The sequence below is a fragment of the Gardnerella sp. Marseille-Q9185 genome, assembly GCF_046508745.1.
Taxonomy (GTDB): Bacteria; Actinomycetota; Actinomycetes; order Actinomycetales; family Bifidobacteriaceae; genus Bifidobacterium; species Bifidobacterium greenwoodii.
The window spans coordinates 224,234-243,847 of record NZ_JBKFWK010000001.1 but is presented as its reverse complement, the minus strand read 5'-3'; the positions used below and the strand labels follow the sequence as shown (position 1 = coordinate 243,847).

Sequence of the window (19,614 nt, the reverse complement as noted above, 5' to 3'; positions counted from 1 at the left end):
AATATTTTATTCTCCAACGGGGGGGGGTATCAAGTTTTTTCACGGTAATTTTATCAAATACCCATAGATTATTAAGAAAAATTTATGGATTCGCGCAAGTCGCACTAAACATACGCGAATCCATATATAAAACTTGCAAACGTCTGCTTCTTGCGAAAGCTTACGCTTACTTCTTTCGCGAAGTGTACATCTGCGTATTAAGCAGCGTTGCGTAATGCTTAATAACACGCGGGCGAATAATCTTCATAGATGCTGTCATTAAGCCATTTTCTTGCGTAAATTCTTCCGGCAAAATAATGAATTTTCGCACGGATTCTGCGCGAGACACGCCCTCGTTAGCACTGTCAACAAACTTCTGTACTTCGGCGCGCACAACAGCATTATTTGCGGCTTCGCTCATGCTCATGGTTTCGTCTAATCCCTTAAGCTTAAGCCAGTTGCGCAAAATCTCCTCGTCTAAAGTAACAAGTGCGGAAATAAATGGACGCTTATCTCCAAGTACTAATGCTTGAGACACAATCTCGCATCTCTTAATCATCTCTTCAATAGGTCCAGGTGCAACGTTTTTACCGCCGGCTGTAATAATCAAATCCTTTTTGCGGCCGGTAATATAAAGCATGCCTTCGTCGTCAATTCTTCCCAAATCGCCTGTTGCATACCAGCCGTCTTTGGTGAACGAAGTTTCAGTTGCTTCGTCGTTCTTATGGTACTTATGGAACACGCATGTGCCCTTAATTTGCACTTCGCCATCTTCTGCAATTCGCAAAGTAAAGGCTGGGAATGCAATTCCAACAGAGCCTTCACGGAAAGGAACTCCGATTGGTGTAAACGCGCATGGGGCAGTGGTTTCAGTAAGACCGTAGCCTTCGTACACTGGAACTCCTGCGCCTCGGAAGAAGGAAAGCAGCTCAGGGTCTAGTGGAGCGCCGCCGGCAACAATCCAGTGCGCGCGTCCGCCAAGAGCCTGGCGAAGTGGTCGGTAAACAAGTGGATCGTAAGCAGTGCGGCGAGCTTTGGTAAGCGCTTTAGCGTCACCAAACTCTTGAACTTCCTTCATATACTGCTGAGCTGTCACAACAGCACCCTGGAAAGCCAAGCCTTTAGCGCCGTGACCGGCCTTCTGTGAAGCCGCGTTATACACTTTTTCAAGAACTCGAGGAACAACAATCATAACCGTAGGTTTTGCAACCTGCAAATCAGAAATTAAAGTAGAAATTCCTTGAGCAATGTAAATTCGCAATGTACTTGCCACAACAATGTAGTTGATTGCGCGCGCAAAAGAGTGTGCTTGCGGAAGGAACAGAAGCACAGAACCGTCTTTTTCGCTTAACAAATCTGGCAGGTAGATTGGCAGGTTTAGTGCGGTTGTGCAGTAGTGCTCGTGTGTCATTTCAACGCCTTTAGGCGCTGCTGTGGAGCCGGAAGTGTAAACAATTGAGCACAAGTCTGTTTTCTTTACGGAATCAATGCGCTCTTCCAATTCTTCGTCGCTAACTGTAGAGCCAAAAGCCTTAAGCTCTTCCAACCCGCCGGTTTCTAAGCAAATAATACGTTCCAAGCTTGGGCATTCTTCAATAGCGCCGTCTGCCTTATCTCGCATTTCTGTAGTTCCAACAATAAGAAAACGCGAGTCGGAATTATTAACAATGTTGCGAATCTGCTCTTCAGAATCCGTGTCGTAAATAGTGGCGAGCACGCCGCCGCAAGCCATAACAGCAGCATCTGTAACATCCCACTCGTACGACGTTTTGCACATAAGAGCAACAGCATCTCCCTTGTGCAAGCCATAGTGAATTAAGCCTTTTGCGGCATCCCTAACTTCTTTAAGGAACTGATTTGCGGTTTTAGTAACCCACGTATCGTTTTCTTTGTAAGTGTAAAGCGGGTCGTCTCCCATGCGTGCAGCACGGTCTGCATACAAGTCGTAAATGCTTGTACCTTCTTCCAGTGGTGCGGCGCTTTCCGTTTTTGTGGTAAGCAAACCTGTTTCTGGGTCAATAAACGTGGTTGTTGGCATTCCTGCGCCCCACTCTTCTACGCGTGGAAGACGTTTATTTTGCGAAAGTAGAGTATTTGTAGAAGATTCTTGTTCTTCATTCTGGTAGCCTGGTTCGCCTGCGCGATCGTCGCTGACTGGGTGTGCGAAATTGCTGCCAATACGCAATGCTTTACGTGCAAGATTAAACGCTTGCTGTTGGAGTGCATTAAAGACGGACACATCTGCTCCTTAATCATGCCTTAGCGGCTCTTAAAAGCGCATAGTTTCAAAGTGCGCTTAGTGCTGTTATCTATAATAATCGTTTGTGTGCTCAAGTTGTGTAAGTGTTTGCATATTATTTTATTTTATTTATTAAATAATTGAGATTTAAAATTAGTCTTGCTCTGTGGTTACACTAGAAAAGTTGCTTTGGCGAGGGAATATGCTGACTGATTGTTGGCAAAGTTCCGTTATCGACTGGGCTGATAGCCACTTATGGTTTTCGGCGCGTCGGTGCGCCTGAAGCTGGATTAACAAACAAAACTATCCAGACCATAAGGAGACCGATATGGCTACAAAGATTACTCTTGAAGGCGAAGTTCGCAACGAGTTTGGCAAGGGCGTTGCTCGCCGCTTGCGTGTTGCAAATTTGATTCCAGCAAGCCTTTACGCTGGCGGTGCTGATCCAGTGCACGTCACTCTTCCAATGCGTGAGACCACTTTGGCTTTGCGTCACGCAAATGCTTTGTTCACTATTAAGTTTGGCAAGGAATCTCGTATTGCAGTTGTTAAGGATGTTCAGCGCAATCCTGTTAAGCGCATTGTTGAGCACATTGACTTCTACGAGGTTAAGGCTGGCGAAAAGATTGACGTTGAAGTTCCAGTCTTCGTTGAAGGTACTCCAAAGGGTGCTGCTGTTGCATTCGTTGACGTTCAGGAGCTCAAGGTTCGCGCAGACGTTGCCAACTTGCCAGAGCGTGTTGTTGTTAACGTTGACGGCTTGACCGACGGCACCAAGGTGTTTGCTAAGGACGTTAAGCTTCCTAAGGGCGTTGTGCTCGACATGGATGGCGAAGAGTCTGTTGTTAGCGTCACCGTTCCTGAAGATGCTGCTCCAGCCGAAGCTGCTGCTCCTGCTGCAGATGCTGCCGCCGCTCCAGCTGCTGCTCCTGCTGCAGAAGAAAAGTAAGTTATAAAGTAAGCTATAAAGTAAGCTATCGTATTTAATTACGAATTAACTTATAACTTATAAATAGTTTAAAATTTTAAGCCGCATAAGAACTGACTTATGCGGCTTTTTGTATAAAATCAATAAATTTGCTAAATAATTTTTACTTTCAACCATATTTTTTGAAATATTTCTTAAAATATTTTGGCGTGTAAGTTTTGCTAAACGCAAGAATCGTATTATCCTATACGTTAATTGCGTTAAAAGGCAATAAAAAATATTACAGATAGAAAAGAGACATAATGGCTGATTTAGAAATCGCTCCAGAGTTTTCGGACGCCTATGAATCCGATGATCATAGCAATCCTGCTCTGTTGAACAAATTAGCTGGCAACTTTGAAGTTCTGCCTAACGATAATCCTGTTTCGGACGCAAAGCGCAACGAACTTATTGATAAGCCTGCTTTCGGTCAGATTTTCTCCGACAATATGGTTCACATGTCTTGGACTAAAGGCGAAGGCTGGTCGGATCGTCGCGTTGAGCCTTACGGACCATTGAAAATGGATCCAGGCGCATCCGTTTTGCATTACGCTCAGGAATGCTTCGAAGGTTTGAAGGCGTACAAGCGTGCCGACGGTTCAATTTGGCTGTTCCGTCCAGATATTAACGCTGCTCGCTTCCAGAATTCTGCTAAGCGTTTGTATTTGCCAGATCTTTCTATTGACGACTTTATTGGTTCTGTTGCAGCTTTGGTAAAGCGAGATAAGCAGTGGGTTCCAAGCCGCCGCGAGTATACGCTTTACATGCGTCCATTCATGTTTGCTTCCGAGCCATTCCTTGGTGTGCGTGAAGCTCACGAGGTTGAATATTGCGTTATTGCTTCTCCATCCGGCCCATACTTCAAGGGTGGTTTGAAGCCTGTTAGCATTTGGGTTGAAGACCAGTGGTTCCGCACTGGTCCTGGTGGTACCGGTTTTGCTAAGTGCGGCGGAAATTACGCTGCTTCCTTGCTTGGTGAATACAAGGGTATTGAGCATGGTTGCGAGCAGGTTTGCTTCGTGGATGCTGCAACTAAGACTTATTTGGAAGAGCTTGGCGGCATGAACATGTTTGCGCTCCACAAGGACGGTCATTTGGAAACACCATCTCTTACTGGCAGCATTCTTCCAGGCGTTACGCGTCGTTCTTTGATTCAGCTTGCTAAAGAGGCTGGCCATGATGTTGTTGAAACTATGATTCCGCTTCAAGGCTTGCTTGACGACATTCGTTCTGGCGAGGTAACTGAAGTCTTTGCTTGCGGTACTGCTGCAATCATCACGCCAATTGGTCGCTTTAAGTCAGACGACTTCGATCTTAAGGTTTCTGACGGTGGCGTTGGTGAGTTGACTCAGGCTTTGCGCGACGAGTTACTTGGCATTCAGCTTGGCGATGTTGAAGACAAGCACAACTGGATGTGGAAAGTTTGCGACTAATTAGCTAATAATAAGCTAATAAATAGTTTGCAAACGCTTACGCAAGTTGCAAATAATTTAATATAAATAATTGCGTGTGGCGCGTCGTGCTCTATGTATGTAGATTCATATAAGGTACGGCGCGTCACTTATTTGCGTAATCTGTTTTTCGCAATCTGTTTTGCGTAATCGTAATAATTATTTTTTGAAGGGATATTCTGTGGAAGGCGCATTAGGGGATAACATCTTCTTTCTAATTGTTGAATATGTTGCTGTGGGATGCTGCGGAATGGTTGGCGGACTGTGGGCTATTCGTAAAAAGTACGATGTTTTTGCCATTATTACCACTTCTTGGATTACTGCGTTGGGCGGCGGAATTGTGCGCGATGTTTTACTTGGAGCGCTACCGCCTGTTGGGATTGCGGATCATGGTTTTGTGATTGCTGGCCTACTTTCCGGCATAATTGTTGCAATCGCGCATCCGGAGATTGATAAGTGGCGTTGGTTTATGCTTACGATTGACGCGCTCGCATTGGGATTATTTGCTGTAAACGGAACTGCAAAAGGCTTAGATTTTCACATGTCTGGCACGACTTCAGTATTTTTAGGAATGGCGACCGCTTTGGGAGGCGGTCTTATTCGCGACATGATTTTGAATCAGGTTCCAGTTATTGTGCGAGATAAACATTGGTATGCTGTTCCGGCTGCAGCTGGTTGCGTTCTTACGGTTTTTGTATTTAAAGCAAAACACGCTGGTTTATTTGGCGTAACTGTTGAGATTATTTTGGATGTGCTTATTGTTGCGCTGGTAGTTGCAATGCGTTTGCTATCTGTAAAATTTGACTTGACTTTATTCGGAGCAATGAATCGCACTGAGCCGATTAAAGTGCGACGTCCGCGCATTCGCCGCTTAAACTTAAACAATCGCAAGCGCAGATAGTTTTAGATAGTCTTAAATATCTTAAGCGCAAATAATCTAAATGAGTTTTAGTCGCGTATAAAAATAATCCCCAGCGCCTATTGGTACTGGGGATTTTCCTTACATGCTGTGTTATGCAGTTACCTGCACAAACTTCACAGAGCGTTAATCGCTACAGCAAGACCGGACTTGCGGTTTGCAGCCTGATTCTTGTGAATCACACCACGGCCTGCAGCCTTGTCAAGCTTCTGAGCGGCTACTGCGAAAGCGGCCTGTGCTGCAGCCTTATCACCAGCGGTGATGGCTTCACGAGTTGCACGAATAGCGGTCTTCAAAGCAGACTTTACTGCTACGTTACGCTTGTGTGCTTTCTCGTTGGTGAGCACGCGCTTCTTCTGCGACTTAATGTTTGCCACTGTTACTCCAAACGACGTTTGCTATATAAGGACATACAAAGCGTAAGCATATCATGATTATTGGATAACTTTACTGTAGCTGGCGTTTGTTGTCGTTTCGGCTGTATTTGACCACATTTGCCGCGTAATTTTTCGGCGTTTGTTTTACTAGACTAGGGTAGTAGAGTTGGTAAGATTAATTACTTGCGTAGCTTGCGCAATTTAATACTATCCGCGTATTTAATAAGGAGATGCTTGCTTTGATTACACCGCATAACCAGCCAGGATTTACGGATCAATCGTTGATACGCAATTTCTGCATTATTGCGCATATTGATCACGGCAAGTCTACCGTAGCTGACCGCATTTTGCAGCTTTCCGGAATCGTGCCAGAGCGCGAAATGCGCGACCGCTTCCTTGATCGCATGGATATTGAGCAAGAGCGCGGAATTACTATTAAATCGCAGGCTGTTCGAGTGCCGTGGACTTTTGAGGGCAAAGAGTATTCGCTTGGCATGATTGATACTCCTGGTCACGTCGATTTTACTTACGAGGTTTCGCGCGCGCTGGCAGCATGCGAAGGTGCGGTGCTTCTTGTTGACGCAACTCAGGGCATTGAAGCGCAAACGCTTTCTAATCTTTATATGGCAATCGACCACAATTTGACGATTATTCCTGTTCTTAACAAAATCGACTTGCCAAGTGCTGAACCAGATAAGCATGCTGAAGAAATCGCGGGCTTAATCGGCTGCAAGCCGGAAGATGTTCTACGCGTGTCTGGCAAAACCGGCGAAGGTGTTAAAGACTTACTTGATCAAATTGTTCTGGAAGTTCCAGCACCAAGCGGAAATCCTGATTCTCCTGCTCGCGCACTTATTTTTGACTCCGTCTACGATTCGTATCGCGGAATCGTTACTTATATTCGTATGGTCGATGGCGAACTTAAGTCGCGCGAAAAATTACATATGATGGGAATCGGCATGACGCACGATCCTATTGAAATCGGCGTTATTAGCCCAGATATGACTCCAACAAAGGCGCTTGGAGCGGGCGAAGTCGGCTACGTAATTACAGGCGCAAAAGATGTTAGCCAGTCTAAAGTCGGCGACACCATTACCAGCGCAGTAAATCCCGCATCTGAGCCTTTGGATGGATACCGCGACCCTAAGCCTATGGTTTATGCAGGCTTGTTCCCAATTGATAACGCGCAATTCCCGGAACTTCGAGATGCTCTTGACAAGCTAAAACTTAACGACGCTGCTCTTATTTACGAGCCAGAAACGTCGGTTGCATTGGGATTTGGTTTCCGTTGTGGATTCTTGGGTCTTTTGCATATGGAGATTGTTTCCGAGCGTTTAAGCCGCGAGTTTGGCTTGGATCTTATTTCTACCGCCCCAAACGTAACTTACGACGTTACTAGCGAAGACGGCAGTGAGCATCACGTAACGAATCCTAGCGAGTTTCCAGAAGGCAAAATTAAGCGCATTATTGAGCCAATGGTTGCGGCCGATATTATTACGCCTAAAGAATTTATTGGTGCTGTAATGGATTTGTGCCAGGAGCATCGCGGAGAAATGGGCACAATGGAATACATTAGTGCCGACCGTGTGGAAATGCACTACAGAATTCCTCTTGCAGAAATCGTTTTTGACTTCTTCGATCAGCTTAAAAGCCGCACAAAAGGCTACGCTTCTCTTGACTACCACGAGGATGGTGAGCAGGCTGCTGACCTTGTGAAGGTTGATATTCTTATTCAGGGAGATAAGGTTGACGCTTTCAGTGCGATTGTGCACCGAGATAAGGCTTATTCTTACGGCGTTATGATGACGAAGAAGCTTCGCGGTCTTATTCCTCGTCAACAGTTTGAGATTCCAATTCAGGCGGCAATCGGCTCTCGTATTATTGCTCGCGAAACTATTAGCGCGCTTCGAAAAGACGTGCTCGCAAAATGCTACGGTGGCGATATTACGCGTAAGCGCAAGCTTTTGGAAAAGCAGAAGGCTGGCAAGAAGCGCATGAAGATGCTCGGACACGTTGAAGTTCCGCAGGAAGCATTCGTTGCGGCTTTGGCTACTGATGAGAGTGCAAATGACAGAGATACTAAAGATAAAATTCGCGCAGCGCAAAAGTCTGAAGGATGAGTTTAGAGTTGGATGCTGAATTAAATAAATCAGCTACGCAAACTACAAGTATGCCTTTTGAAGTGTATGTGCACGTGCCGTTTTGCTTGCGCCGCTGCGGCTACTGCGATTTTAACACGTATACTGCGCTCGATTTGGGTGAGGGAGCAAGTCGCGAAGGTTATGCTGATGTTGCGATTCAAGAGATGTGTCTTGTAAAAAAATGGCAGGAATTTCACGGAATTTTCGAGCCTAAAGCGCAATCTGTTTTCTTCGGCGGAGGCACTCCAACTGTTCTTAAAGCGCAAGATTTAGTTCGAATTTTGCAAGAAATACGAAACTTGTGGGGATTGAAAACTGGTGCGGAAATCACTACTGAAGCAAACCCAGATACTGCAGATGAGTCTTATATTCAGGAGCTTGCAGAAGGCGGATTTACGCGAATATCTTTCGGTATGCAATCAGCTGTGCCGCATGTGCTAAAAACGCTTGATCGCACGCATACTCCGGAAAATGTAGAGCGCGGAGTTAAAGCTGCAAATGCTTGCGGTTTGCGTTCAAGTGTGGACTTGATTTATGGCGCTCCGGGGGAGAGTTTAGACGATTGGCGAAAGTCGGTAGAAATGGCTTTGAAGCTGGGCGTAAACCACGTTTCTGCATACGCGCTAACGGTAGAGCCGCACACAAAAATGGGTCGTCAAATTGCTGCTGGAACAATTCAAGCACCAAACGACGATGATGAAGCAGCAAAATACGAGTTAGCAGACGAGCTTTTTAGTTCTGCTGGCCTAGAGTGGTATGAGATTTCTAATTGGGCGCGCCCAGGTTTTGAGTCCCGTCACAATCTTGGATATTGGAAGAACATTGATTGGGCTGGAATTGGACCTGGAGCGCACTCTCACTACAATGCGGCAAGCGCTCTTAGCAAGCAAAGTGTTGATTCGGATGCTAAAAAGGCGAATCCTAATCAAGAATACAATTTGCGCGCATGGGATATTTTGCACCCAAAACGCTGGGCACAGGTGATTAACGCAGGTAACGTGCCGTGGCAAAACTATGAGTGCATAAACGTTGAAGACGCGCTAATAGAAGAAGTAATGCTTGGGTTGCGTATTAGTCAAGGGCTTAGTGTTGATGAATTGTGCGCAAAGATGCGAAAGACTAATCGCGGATTTGACGATTCGCATTTGCAAAAAGTGATACGCGAAGTATGCAATGAAGATTTGGCAGTGTTGCACGAAAATCGCATTATTGCAACACGCAAAGGTAGGCTGCTCAACGATTTATTAATAGAAAGAATTGTTGACGCGTGTGAAGAAGGTCTTACCGTGCTAAAATAGTGCGTATTGTGTAAGTTTTGTGCAATAGATGCGTTGTATGCGAAAATTTCAGCGTAGAAAGGAACAATCATGGCAAACCGCAAGGAGCGTCGCGCAAGGGATAAGCAGAATCGTAGGGGTATTCCTTCGCAGTATGATGAAACAAAGGGTCGCGCTCGCGGCGGAATGATTGACGAATATAATCTTCAAGAGCGTTCACGCAAGCTTCAAGAAAAGGGTGCTGGCCCTTGGAAGCCAACTTCTAACGTGACGGCTGAAGAAGAAAAAATTGCACGAAACATTCGCCGAGCTGAATCAGGCGACGACACTTGGAACGCAGTTCGCAAGGTTGTTGGCGTTTGCTCTTGGGCTGTGATTTTGATTTCTGCATTAGCATTTTTGGTGATTATGTGGTTCCCAAGCCAGCCGATTGCGCTCGTTATAACTATTGCAGTGCTGTTTGCTTTGGGTGTATTTGGGCTGTTCTTTAGCTTTAGCAACGCTAAGCAAAATCCTCATCTTGACGAGCATGGAACTGCGCTTTAGGTTGATTTAGGTTGTTAAGTTGACTTAAGTTGATTTAAGTTAGGTCAATTTAGGCGCGTTTATAAATAAATAAATAAAACTATTTTTAATAATTAAGGCGGGCACTCGTAACACAACGTGCTCGCCTTAGTTGTTTTCTGTGTCTTGTTGTTTTTTCTATGCCTTGTTATTTTGTATTCCGCTTTGTTGCTTCTTAAGAATTTACTCGTTGAATACGTCGGAGTGTGTTCCCGTGCGCGAAAGTACAAGCACTACGTCATCGTTATCTATGCGATATATAAGCAGCCAGTCGGGTTTTACATGACATTAACGGAATCCTAAATAGTTTCCTGTAAGTGCGTGGTCGCAGTATCTTTCAGCAAGCTTTTCTTGTGATGCAATCATTCGCACGACGCTATCTAAGAGTCTTATATCGTATCCGAGCTTTTTCATACGTTTAAGATCTCTTTTGAATGAATTTAATAATACGACTTTTAGGCTCATTTTAGTGCGTCCTCCAATGCTTCGGTAACATTGTCGTAGCGCTTGTACTCTTCTGGATGCGCTTTCATGTAGTCATATTCCTTAAACGCGGCGATTGTTTCTTTATTGTATTTTGGCGAGTTTTTGAATCCTACGTTAAAAACTTTTGTATTTTGGCAAGTTTTTGAATCTCACGTTAAAAACTTTGTGTATCCAGCAAACTAAGTCTCGTGATAAGTACGCCTACGCGCCAAACCGCGCTACGCACTAAGCCGCCAATGTCTACGCATCAAACCGCTCATCTCGAAAACCGCTCATCTCGCAAACCACTCATCTCGCAAACCGCTCCTCGCCAAACCACGCCTACACAACAGGATGATTTACGTAATAGTCGTGAATAGACTTCTTGGAAATTATTTCCTCGCTGCCTTGATTTGCTGGTATGCCGATCCTTGCTCGAATCCACGGGTCTTCACTGTGCGTTCTTTCGCTGAGCTGATTTCCTGTAAAATGTCCAAGCTTCGCACACACTTCCTTTATGATTTTCACCTGCTCATCTTCCAAATCTGCACATCTTTCTGGAAGAGAAATCAGTAGTTCTTCTCTACGAATTGTAAATCTTCCACGATGCCTGTTGAATAATTCCAATGAAACTGGACCGTTCGTCCAAGCTTCAAAATCTTCAGGGAATAGTGACAATCCAGTTGTTGCTAAGCTGTGCGCTTGAGAATAATATACAAGCTTCTGCAGTTTCATGGTTGTCATTGGCCCCATAATTTCCAATATTTTTGCCGCTACGTTAATAATGCTCATCGCGCACCTCCTTTTATTTGCAGCGAATTAATAGAGATTTTATGAATAGCAAAAGTGGGCGTCAATTCGATTAAAGAAATGTGGATAACTTTTAGCGTTTTTTGTGTGCAAGTTTTTAGGTTTTGATTGCTGCAATCTGATTGTTTAAGTGCAAAAAATGCGTACGGGGGGGGGTATACAATTTCTAGATGATATGGCAAGGGGACCCAATTGAAGAGAGATAATTTATCAAGGAAACAATTATGAAAAATAAGATTATGCAACCGTTGAGCGCCGGTTTTTGCGCTACAGTTTTGGCCATTGCAGGTTCTGTTACAGCTAATGTTGCTGCTTCTGCAGTTTTGCCTTCTAAAGCTTTTGCTTTGGCGAGTACTAGTAATAGTAGTGAGACTGATTCGTCGCTTCCGCCTGTGCGCGAGACTTTATCTGAGGAAGAAGCCAAGAATCTTCCGGGATGTGAGGCCTATTTTGATTCAGCAAAGCATGAATTCGTTATTCGGCCTAAGAACGGGGCGAACGAGGGCGTTATTTCCTATTCGCTTGACAATAAAAAAGACGATTTTACAGCAATAAGAAAAGTACTTATCTTTGATGGCGACAGTGATGAAGTGTCGGTACGCTTCGATAAGCGGGTGTATATTTACGATTCTACGAATCCAAGTGCAAACGATACTTTGTTTTACCAAGTCCACGTCAAAACCATTAACATCACGCCTAATCTAAGTATTAAGTTTGCAAATAATTTAGCAACGTTCTTTATGCAAAATTATAATAAGGATGCCGATCATCTGCATTATATTAAGGGCGTAGAGAACTGGGATACATCTCATGTTGAGAGCATGGAAAAGATGTTTAACTTGGCCAGCCAGCTTGAAGGTAAGCTGGATCTTTCCAAGTGGGATGTATCAGGTGCAGATAAGCTTAATTTGATGTTCTCGGGCGTAGGTAACGACAACTTTGTCCTGGATTTCAGCAATAAAAGGTTTAAGAATTCTGTTGATGTTACGAACATGTTCAATTCTTTCCGCGGCGTGCTTGTGGCGAATAATTGGACGACTGTCAATTCGAGCGGTGACAATCCGATTCAGAAGTTGATGAATAGCACAAGCTCTATTCTTACGCACTGGAATGGTTCTGCATACACTGGCCCGAGCTGGCACCTTTTGATCACCGATAACCCGACAATTCTTGAAAAGAATAAAACCGAAAAATACAAGTTCTATAAAAAAGTCAAAGTCATTTACAAGACCAAGGACAAGGAACAGTCGGTAGAGCTTGAGCTTCCTGCTGTCTATGATTCGCGTATCGACGAAAACGGTAAACCTGATGCAAGCAAGGCCGCTTCCAGCGACCCTATGAAGGTTATTAAGCCTCAGATTAAGGAAGCTATTCAGAAGGCGATTGCCCAGATTCGCACCGAGAATCCATCGCTTAACTTACCGCAGAATGTTATTCCTGTGCCGGTTAAAGAGATTCTTGACAGCGATTCGCCTGCTGCACTCTTCCAGGATTACTATCTTGGTCTTGTAAAAGAGGAAACAGTAAAAGCCAAGACGACGTATACTGCCGATCCAACGCTCACTTATCAGCAGGTTGTTACAGATACGCAAGCGGTAGACGGTAAAAAGCAAGTCATAACCGGCAAAATGGTAAACGGCGTTTGGGATCCAGATGCCACTTCGGAAAAAGAAATAACGAAAGTTGTCAACGGCGTCGCTCGTGTTGGTAATCAGACGACCACAGTTACCGTACTTGAGCCCGGCATTACTTATGTTGCAGATGGCAATCTTGCTTACAATACCACAGAAACACAGTCCGAAGGTGTTAAAGGCACATCTACGTCAATTGATACGTATGAGGTGAACTCTGAAACAGGTTTAACCAATACGCTTGATCATCACGATATGCGTATAAAAAAGGCAACTAATAAGGTTGTTAAGGTTGGTAATAAACAGGTTACGACTGAGGATATTCAGCCTGGCACAGTCTATCAGTCAGACAGCACGCTTAACTACAAGCAGGAGCAGACTACAGAAGGCACCAAGGGCAAGAAAACCACTACTACCATTTACGAGGTTGATGAGAATAATGGTCTTACAAGCAACGTGAACGGCACTCCGACTATAGAGACCGTAAAGGCCAAGGACAAAGTCATCAAAGTTGGTAACTTGGAGAAAAAGACAAGCGATATTCCTTTCAAGAAAACTTACGAGGGAAATCCGGATCTTACTTATCAAAAACAAGAAACTAAAACCGCTGGTCAAAACGGTAAAGAAGAAGTTACTTTGACATACAAGGTAGACCCTTCTACTGGCTTAACTACGGAAGTTGAAGCGAAAAATGGCTCTTGCACTAAACCTGTTAATGAGGTTGTACAAGTCGGCAACAAAGAAGTCATTCAAAACAGCGACGGCTCAACCACGACTAAGACTTACAAAGTTAACCCAGATGATGGTACTTTAAGTGACCCGACAGTAGTAACCTCACGCCCGTGGACCGATATTGCAAGTGGCGCATCAGTCTCTGAAGTTTTGAAGGCGAAGATGACCTATACTGCTGATGATTCATTGCCTTACGGCCAAACTCAGAAAGTAAGTGACCCAAAGGACGGAGAGAAGATTACAACTCCGACAGGTAAGGTGGAAAACGGCAAGTGGGTCGAAGGCGAGCCGAAAGTCGAAATAAAGGCAGCTGTAAACGGTGTAACTAAAGTCGGTAATAAGGAAGTTAAGACTGAGGATATTCAACCTGTTACCAAGTATGAGGCCGATAGCTCGCTTGCTTACAAGCAGGAGCAGACGACAGAAGGCAACAAGGGCACTAAAACCACAACTACAATTTATAAAGTTGATGAGAATACTGGCCTGACAAATACCGTTCAGTCAAGCGAAAGCAAAACAACAACGCCCTCTAAAGACAAAGTCATCAAAGTCGGCAATGTTAAAAAGGAAAAGAAGGACGTTGCGTTTAAGACTACCTATGTTGACGACGACACCCTTGATAAAGGGCAAACAATTGTTAAAACCAAAGGTGTAAAAGGTTCAGAAACATTAGTAACAACATACAAGGTTGATTCTGTAAAAGGTTTAACAGAAGAAATTTCGAGCACATCAAAAGAAAATGAGGTAGCTGCTACTGATGAAGTAGTGCGTCGTGGAACGAAGACACCTCAGCCTCCAACACCGCCAGCACCAAACCCGGATAATCCAGGTAATCCAGGCGGCCAAGGTGGCGACGGTGGCCAAGGTGGCGATCAAGGCGGTCATGGAAATGACAGTCAAGGTGGTCATGGTGACGGTGGCCAGGGCGGCGAAGGTGGCCAGGGCAGTGGCACAGGAAACACCGGCACTGGCAACACTGGCTCCGGAGCCGGTGACGGCACTCACGGTGGATTGAACCCGCATAATCCGTACGGTGGTCATTTTGTTGATCCTGCGTGGACGTACAATCCTGAACTCAATATTTGGGAATGGAATGGCAACGGAACTAACGATCATTCTAACGACGGCAATGGTAGTAATTCCAATGGTTCTAATGGTGCAAATAGTGCTGCTGATTCCGCCGGTGCATCTGCTGGCGCAAACGTTAGCAATGCTAACGGTGCGAACGGCTCTAATGGAGACAACGCTTCCGGCAATGCAAACGGTGTGAACGGCTCTAACGGCGCAAACGGCTCCAATATCACCAACGCCAAGAATCACAAGCTATCTGCAACCGGCGCGAATGCTTCTGGCGCGTCCTTTGCATCCTTCGGCTCAATGCTGCTTGGATTGCTAGGATTGTTTGGCGCTGCTTCAAAGCGCAGGAGCTCTAAGCATTCAAATTACTAGCAGTATTACTAGCAATCTTTCTGATTTCTGATTTTTGATTGCTAAAATTAATCGCGCGCAGCTAACGCATAACGTATTAGCTGCGCGCTACTTTATTCTCACGATTCTCGCTTACGTTCGCGCGCTTGTCTCGCTCATCGCGCGTTTATCTCGCTTATCTCGCGCTTATCACGACGCGCGCGTTTATCTCGCTCATCGCTCGCTTATCGCTCACCGCCTGCCGCAGCAAGCTCCTGAATTCTTTCTGCCATATGGCAGTTGGTGTAATCGTTGAATGTGAATCCAATTAAGGACGAGGCATCAAAATCGATATTGAGCTTATTAGTATCCATTTTCGATTCCCAGTCTTTGCTATTAATCGTCTTATTAATTTTGTTCATAATTGATAGCATTGCCTGCCTGTTGTCTGTAAATTGTGCAGCAAACTCATCTGCTTCTTTGTAGCGTGTGTAGTTGCAAAGCGCGTTTCTTATTTCTTGCAGATGCTTTTCCAAGAACTTTTTGTCTTTTCTAAATTCCCATCCTGCAATCTTCGATCCGCCATACCTGTACTTGTAATACCTGAATTTTAGCGCTTTCATTAATTCATCAACTTGAACTACCAATTTCGAAGATGCGTTGCAATCTGCAAACTGCAGCTGGTAGAGCATACTAGCTATAACGCAATTTAGTTCTTCGTCGGTGGCCATAAGTGGCAGGTTGCTGCTAAAAATAATTGCCGAACGAATTTCATCTTTTAGCACAAAAGCATCCGTTTTTATGCAATCGCGTATGTAAATTTCTGGAACAGGCATGTTTAGGGTCATGCACATGTTGTATGTAAGCTCTACAAGTCGTCCTGTTCTTACTGGCTCCGAATACTTGCCTAAATAACTACTTATTGTGTTTCCTAAAAGCATAGAGTCGTGAATAAGTTCATAAACTATGCCGATTAGAGGTCCAATAAGTAAATTAAATGGGAAGAATGATGAAGAAAGAGCCGCAAAAACTAGGCTTCGCATAATAAAGTAGCGTCTGACGAATTTGCTTCTAACTTTTTCAAGCGCATACGTCATATTGAAGCAGTTTGGATTTCCGTAATAGCTATTATTTCCGTAATAGCTATTATTTGCGTAGTAGTTTTGATTTGCATAATAGTTATTACTGACATAAGAAGGTTGCGAGTTTTTGTTTTGCTCCTGGCTGGTTCCTTCTTCCGAATCCATGTATCGCAATGGCTTAAATTGCGAGCTTAACCCTGGGTACATGGCGCAAAGATTGTCAAAACGATTTATGTCTGTACGCGACTGAATGTAGTAAGGGTTAAATCCTGCTAGCAGAACAGGCTCAACATACGTATCTCGTAAATTAACGTTAAATAACTGGAAATTATAAGTATTCGATAATTTAAGAATTTTATGCAATGCTGAAGCAAGGTGAGCAGGATTTTGAATATGCTTTATTGTCAACAAATCTATATCGTTTTCTTTTGACCAGTTGATATAAGATTTTGCGTATTGAAGCATCTTATTGTAAGCGTGAGAAATTTTAATTGATCGGTAGAAAATTGCTTGTGCAATAAAGCATAATGTTATTGAGTAGAAGATTACTTCCAAAATGGCACCTATTACAATAAGTACTGTTCCTAAAACAGGTGCCATAAAGAATATAAGCAACAGGGCAAGGCATGCAAAAGCGTCGATTAAATACCATCTCAATAATACTGGTATTACATCTGCTGGTTCTAGCTTTGTGCGCTTAACAAAAAGCTTAAGAACAGTTGTGTTGTGGTATGCCTGGTTTGAAGAATTAAGTCCTTTAATGTGATAATACGCAATGCGCGATAGTAACGATATTGTTCGCGTCATACCTATGCATTCATTGCTCATAAGATGAATCATCTCGTTTGCAAGAATGGCTTTCAGCTCGTCGTCGTTGCACGCATCTGCTAAATCTTCGCTAATAAAAATTGCAGAATTTGCGTCGTCGCGTAGTGCAAAAGCGTTCGCTGCTATTTTTGATATGTAAATAGTAGGTGTAGGAATTCTCATTTCTCTACTTAAATTCTGCGCAATATCGTAGGTGCGACCGTGCAAAATTATGTATTTGTAATCGCTTGGCAAATTTTCAATAAAAGATTGAACAGGATTTTCCCAAATGGTTTTTAATCGCCATGCTGGTAGCGCAAAAATAGCGGCTAGTCCTACAAATAGAATCAGTCTTAGGTCTATGTGAAGTAAAACAGTTATTATTCCAGCAAGTATCATGAATGGGATGAGCAGGAATAAGATTGCAACAATAGCAAGTGGTATAAGTAGTGAAAAATACGAAGTTGCTAATATGTGTTTTGATATTTCTTCTGCGCTTTTATAATAGTTGCCTTGCTGATATGCGCCTTGAGACTGTTGGTATGTGTCTTGAGGCTGCTGATAGTAGTCTTGCGATTGATATTCGGTTTGCTGGTATGAATCTGATTGCGGTTGTTGGTATTGCTGCTGATAGTCTTGCTGATAGTTGGTCTGCTGCTGATAATCTGACTGTTGTTGATAACCCGTCTGATAATCCGGCTGATATTGTGACTGCTGATAGTCTGTTTGCTGCGAATAATCTGCTTGCTGATAATCCTGTTGATTTTGTTGATATTCCGTCTGATTCTGCTGATAATCCGCTTGCTGATACTCTTGCTGATAATATGCTTGCTGCGAATCATCAGCTTGATACCACGCCTGATTTTCTGGCTCCCCATTCGCGCCGTACTGATTGTAATCGTCGTTATGCATATTATGTATTCTCGCTCTCTAACTCTTTTAGTTATCTACGAACTATAAGAAATTACGCAGCCGCAGCACAAAATAGCCTTAACGTTTCAAAGAAAAAAGCACCTTGTAAATAAGCCACTTTCTACATAATAAGTCGCTTTAATAAAAAATAGTAGATAATTAATTACTAATTTTGCGAATCAATAAGCGTGTAGCCGTGCCTTGTTATTACAGACTTAAGCTGAGTAAGGTAGGCGAGTGAGGCTTTAGAAAGTTTAGTTCTTTCGTTGGTAATCCAGCCAACAAGCATAGTGTCGTCACATTCTAGCGGAATTGTAACGATTTTTTCGTTGTTCAAGTCGCCGTTGTTAATTCCAGTGCAAATTGTGTAGCCGTTTAGTCCAATAATAAAGTTCAGGATTGTTGCGCGGTCGGAAACGTTGATTTTTTTCGGCGGACGAGTTGGCCACACTGCTTCCTCTGCAAAGAAGAAGCTTCCTTCTTCGCCCTGCTCGTACTGAATGAACGGGTATGGTTTCAAGTCTTCCAAGCTCAGGCTTTTGTGAGCTGCAAGAGGATTGTTTCTGGAAAGAAAAACGTGCAAAGTTGCGCGGAAAAGTGGGTGGAATTCCAAATGTTTTTCGCGAAGCAGTTTGCCAATTACATCCTTGTTGTAGTCCGAAAGGTACAAAAGTCCAAGATCTGCGCGCATATCGCTTACTTGCTTAATAATATTTTTTGTGCGCGTTTCGCGAATAGAAAACTCGTATTCGTCGGAATTTATGCTACGAATCATATCAACAAATGCTTCAATAGCGAACATGTAGTGTTGTGTTGCAACGCTGCACAATTGTGGGCGTGGCTTTGTGCTTTTGTAACGTTCTTCAAGTAAATCGGCTTGCTCAATAACCTGTCGCGCGTATGTTAAAAATTCTGCACCGTCGGAAGTTAAAACAATTCCTTGAGTTGATCTTGTAAAAATCTCAATATTTAGCTCGCGTTCAAGCTCTTTTACAGATGAGCTCAGTGCAGGCTGTGAAATATAAAGTGCTCGCGCTGCTTCGTTCATTGAACCGCAGTCGACGATTTTCACAATATATTTCAGCTGTAGCAAAGTCATATTGAGTTTCCTTTATAAACTTTTGTAAGTTAAGTAGTAGTGAGTTAAATAAGAGCCGGTAACGAATTTAGCAAAAGGCATCGCCATGCGAATTTGCAAGAATTAAAGCTCAACGCCAATTGATGCTAAATCTTTACGCGCCTGCTCGGCTGTTGTAAAAACAAAACCGTGCATGCCAACAGCATGAGCTCCGTCAATATTTGCAGGCTTGTCGTCAAAGAATACTGTGTGTTCGGCCTCAAGATTAAATCTACTCATTGCAAGCTCAAAAATTTCCGCCTGTGGCTTGTGTAAGTGTTCAACGCCAGAAATAATAGTGCCTTGCAAAAGCGTTGAAAGTTCCGGGAATTTTCTAAGTGCCAGTGGGAATGTTTCGCTCGACCAATTCGTAAGTCCCCACACTCCGTAGCCTGCTTTTTTTAAATCGTGAAGCAAATCAACCATTCCTGGCATCATTCGTGTTAAAACCTGATCGTAATTTGCGCAATACCAACGGAATGCTTCTGCAAGCTCGCTTCCAAATCTGCGTTCATATTCTGGCATAAGGTCTTTCAAAAGCTCGCCACCGTCCATGCGGTCTTCAAACTCGTAGAATCCTGCTAAATCATCTTTTCCAAAGCTTCCGTTAGGGCAGATTGTGTCAACTAAATTAGGGAACTGTTTTTGCAAGCAATTGCGGCAATTCCACTCGAGTAGAACTCGGCAATAATCAAACATAACGTCGTGAATTTCAAACTGTTTTTTGGTGTTCATAC

Annotated in this window: 13 protein-coding genes and 1 pseudogene; 7 read left to right on the top strand and 7 right to left on the bottom strand. The window is 43.7% G+C overall.

The features are described 5' to 3' along the window. Positions 1-166 precede the first annotated feature (166 nt). Positions 167-2,218, bottom strand: a complete 2,052-nt coding sequence (locus tag ACLD5M_RS00965; protein ID WP_410314364.1) for an AMP-dependent synthetase/ligase — start codon at positions 2,216-2,218, stop codon at positions 167-169. A 328-nt stretch (positions 2,219-2,546) separates the two neighbouring features. Between ACLD5M_RS00965 and ACLD5M_RS00960 the strand changes: the two genes are divergently transcribed. The 3 genes from ACLD5M_RS00960 to ACLD5M_RS00950 all read left to right on the top strand — a co-directional run bounded on the left by ACLD5M_RS00960 (position 2,547) and on the right by ACLD5M_RS00950 (position 5,537). Then, entirely contained in the window at positions 2,547-3,167 is a 621-nt protein-coding gene (locus ACLD5M_RS00960; protein ID WP_410314363.1) for a 50S ribosomal protein L25/general stress protein Ctc, read from the top strand. 281 nt (positions 3,168-3,448) lie between these two features. Continuing rightward, positions 3,449-4,618 carry a branched-chain amino acid aminotransferase gene (locus ACLD5M_RS00955; RefSeq protein ID WP_004137340.1) on the top strand — a complete coding sequence of 390 codons (1,170 nt, stop codon included), beginning with the start codon at positions 3,449-3,451 and terminating at the stop codon, positions 4,616-4,618. A 199-nt stretch (positions 4,619-4,817) separates the two neighbouring features. Continuing rightward, positions 4,818-5,537 carry a trimeric intracellular cation channel family protein gene (locus ACLD5M_RS00950; RefSeq protein WP_116794070.1) on the top strand — a complete coding sequence of 240 codons (720 nt, stop codon included), beginning with the start codon at positions 4,818-4,820 and terminating at the stop codon, positions 5,535-5,537. A 134-nt stretch (positions 5,538-5,671) separates the two neighbouring features. Here the strand turns inward: ACLD5M_RS00950 and rpsT are convergent, their stop codons facing one another. Next, positions 5,672-5,932, bottom strand: coding sequence for a 30S ribosomal protein S20 (gene rpsT / locus ACLD5M_RS00945; RefSeq protein ID WP_004127335.1), 261 nt, complete (start codon positions 5,930-5,932; stop codon positions 5,672-5,674). Between the two features lie 239 nt (positions 5,933-6,171). On the opposite strand from rpsT, the gene lepA reads away from it, so the two are divergent. From lepA to ACLD5M_RS00930, 3 genes are all read left to right on the top strand, one after another. Then, positions 6,172-8,052, top strand: a complete 1,881-nt coding sequence (lepA, locus tag ACLD5M_RS00940; protein ID WP_032843669.1) for a translation elongation factor 4 — start codon at positions 6,172-6,174, stop codon at positions 8,050-8,052. Beyond that, positions 8,049-9,371, top strand: coding sequence for a radical SAM family heme chaperone HemW (gene hemW, locus ACLD5M_RS00935; RefSeq protein ID WP_410314362.1), 1,323 nt, complete (start codon positions 8,049-8,051; stop codon positions 9,369-9,371). The genes lepA and hemW overlap by 4 nt, the downstream gene beginning before the upstream one ends. A gap of 69 nt (positions 9,372-9,440) precedes the next feature. Continuing rightward, entirely contained in the window at positions 9,441-9,896 is a 456-nt protein-coding gene (locus ACLD5M_RS00930; RefSeq protein WP_116794068.1) for an SLC41A family transporter, read from the top strand. Positions 9,897-10,097: 201 nt separating this feature from the next. Here ACLD5M_RS00930 and ACLD5M_RS00925 read toward each other — a convergent pair. Then, positions 10,098-10,379: pseudogene (locus ACLD5M_RS00925) on the bottom strand (type II toxin-antitoxin system YafQ family toxin). A 342-nt stretch (positions 10,380-10,721) separates the two neighbouring features. Continuing rightward, positions 10,722-11,171, bottom strand: a complete 450-nt coding sequence (locus tag ACLD5M_RS00920) for a Panacea domain-containing protein (RefSeq protein WP_410314361.1) — start codon at positions 11,169-11,171, stop codon at positions 10,722-10,724. A gap of 242 nt (positions 11,172-11,413) precedes the next feature. Here ACLD5M_RS00920 and ACLD5M_RS00915 point away from each other — a divergent pair, with 242 nt between their 5' ends. Then, positions 11,414-15,001, top strand: coding sequence for a G5 domain-containing protein (locus ACLD5M_RS00915; protein WP_410314360.1), 3,588 nt, complete (start codon positions 11,414-11,416; stop codon positions 14,999-15,001). 203 nt (positions 15,002-15,204) lie between these two features. On the opposite strand, the gene ACLD5M_RS00910 is transcribed toward ACLD5M_RS00915, so the two are convergent. The 3 genes from ACLD5M_RS00910 to ACLD5M_RS00900 all read right to left on the bottom strand — a co-directional run bounded on the left by ACLD5M_RS00910 (position 15,205) and on the right by ACLD5M_RS00900 (position 19,612). Continuing rightward, a complete protein-coding gene (locus tag ACLD5M_RS00910) occupies positions 15,205-17,760 on the bottom strand; it encodes a M48 family metalloprotease (RefSeq protein WP_410314359.1) in 2,556 nt (851 codons plus the stop codon). A gap of 166 nt (positions 17,761-17,926) precedes the next feature. Next, a complete protein-coding gene (locus ACLD5M_RS00905) occupies positions 17,927-18,859 on the bottom strand; it encodes a LysR family transcriptional regulator (protein WP_410314358.1) in 933 nt (310 codons plus the stop codon). Positions 18,860-18,961: 102 nt separating this feature from the next. Continuing rightward, positions 18,962-19,612 carry an HAD family hydrolase gene (locus ACLD5M_RS00900; protein WP_102694712.1) on the bottom strand — a complete coding sequence of 217 codons (651 nt, stop codon included), beginning with the start codon at positions 19,610-19,612 and terminating at the stop codon, positions 18,962-18,964. Between the last annotated feature and the right edge of the window lie 2 nt (positions 19,613-19,614).

Bases quoted from the DNA above. Each gene is read 5' to 3' on its own strand.
- ACLD5M_RS00930 (WP_116794068.1), top strand. From the start codon at position 9,441: ATGGCAAACCGCAAGGAGCGTCGCGCAAGGGATAAGCAGAATCGTAGG.
- ACLD5M_RS00920 (WP_410314361.1), bottom strand. From the start codon at position 11,171: ATGAGCATTATTAACGTAGCGGCAAAAATATTGGAAATTATGGGGCCA.
- ACLD5M_RS00910 (WP_410314359.1), bottom strand. From the start codon at position 17,760: ATGCATAACGACGATTACAATCAGTACGGCGCGAATGGGGAGCCAGAA.
- ACLD5M_RS00900 (WP_102694712.1), bottom strand. From the start codon at position 19,612: ATGAACACCAAAAAACAGTTTGAAATTCACGACGTTATGTTTGATTAT.
- ACLD5M_RS00905 (WP_410314358.1), bottom strand. From the start codon at position 18,859: ATGACTTTGCTACAGCTGAAATATATTGTGAAAATCGTCGACTGCGGT.
- ACLD5M_RS00955 (WP_004137340.1), top strand. From the start codon at position 3,449: ATGGCTGATTTAGAAATCGCTCCAGAGTTTTCGGACGCCTATGAATCC.
- hemW (WP_410314362.1), top strand. From the start codon at position 8,049: ATGAGTTTAGAGTTGGATGCTGAATTAAATAAATCAGCTACGCAAACT.
- ACLD5M_RS00960 (WP_410314363.1), top strand. From the start codon at position 2,547: ATGGCTACAAAGATTACTCTTGAAGGCGAAGTTCGCAACGAGTTTGGC.
- ACLD5M_RS00915 (WP_410314360.1), top strand. From the start codon at position 11,414: ATGAAAAATAAGATTATGCAACCGTTGAGCGCCGGTTTTTGCGCTACA.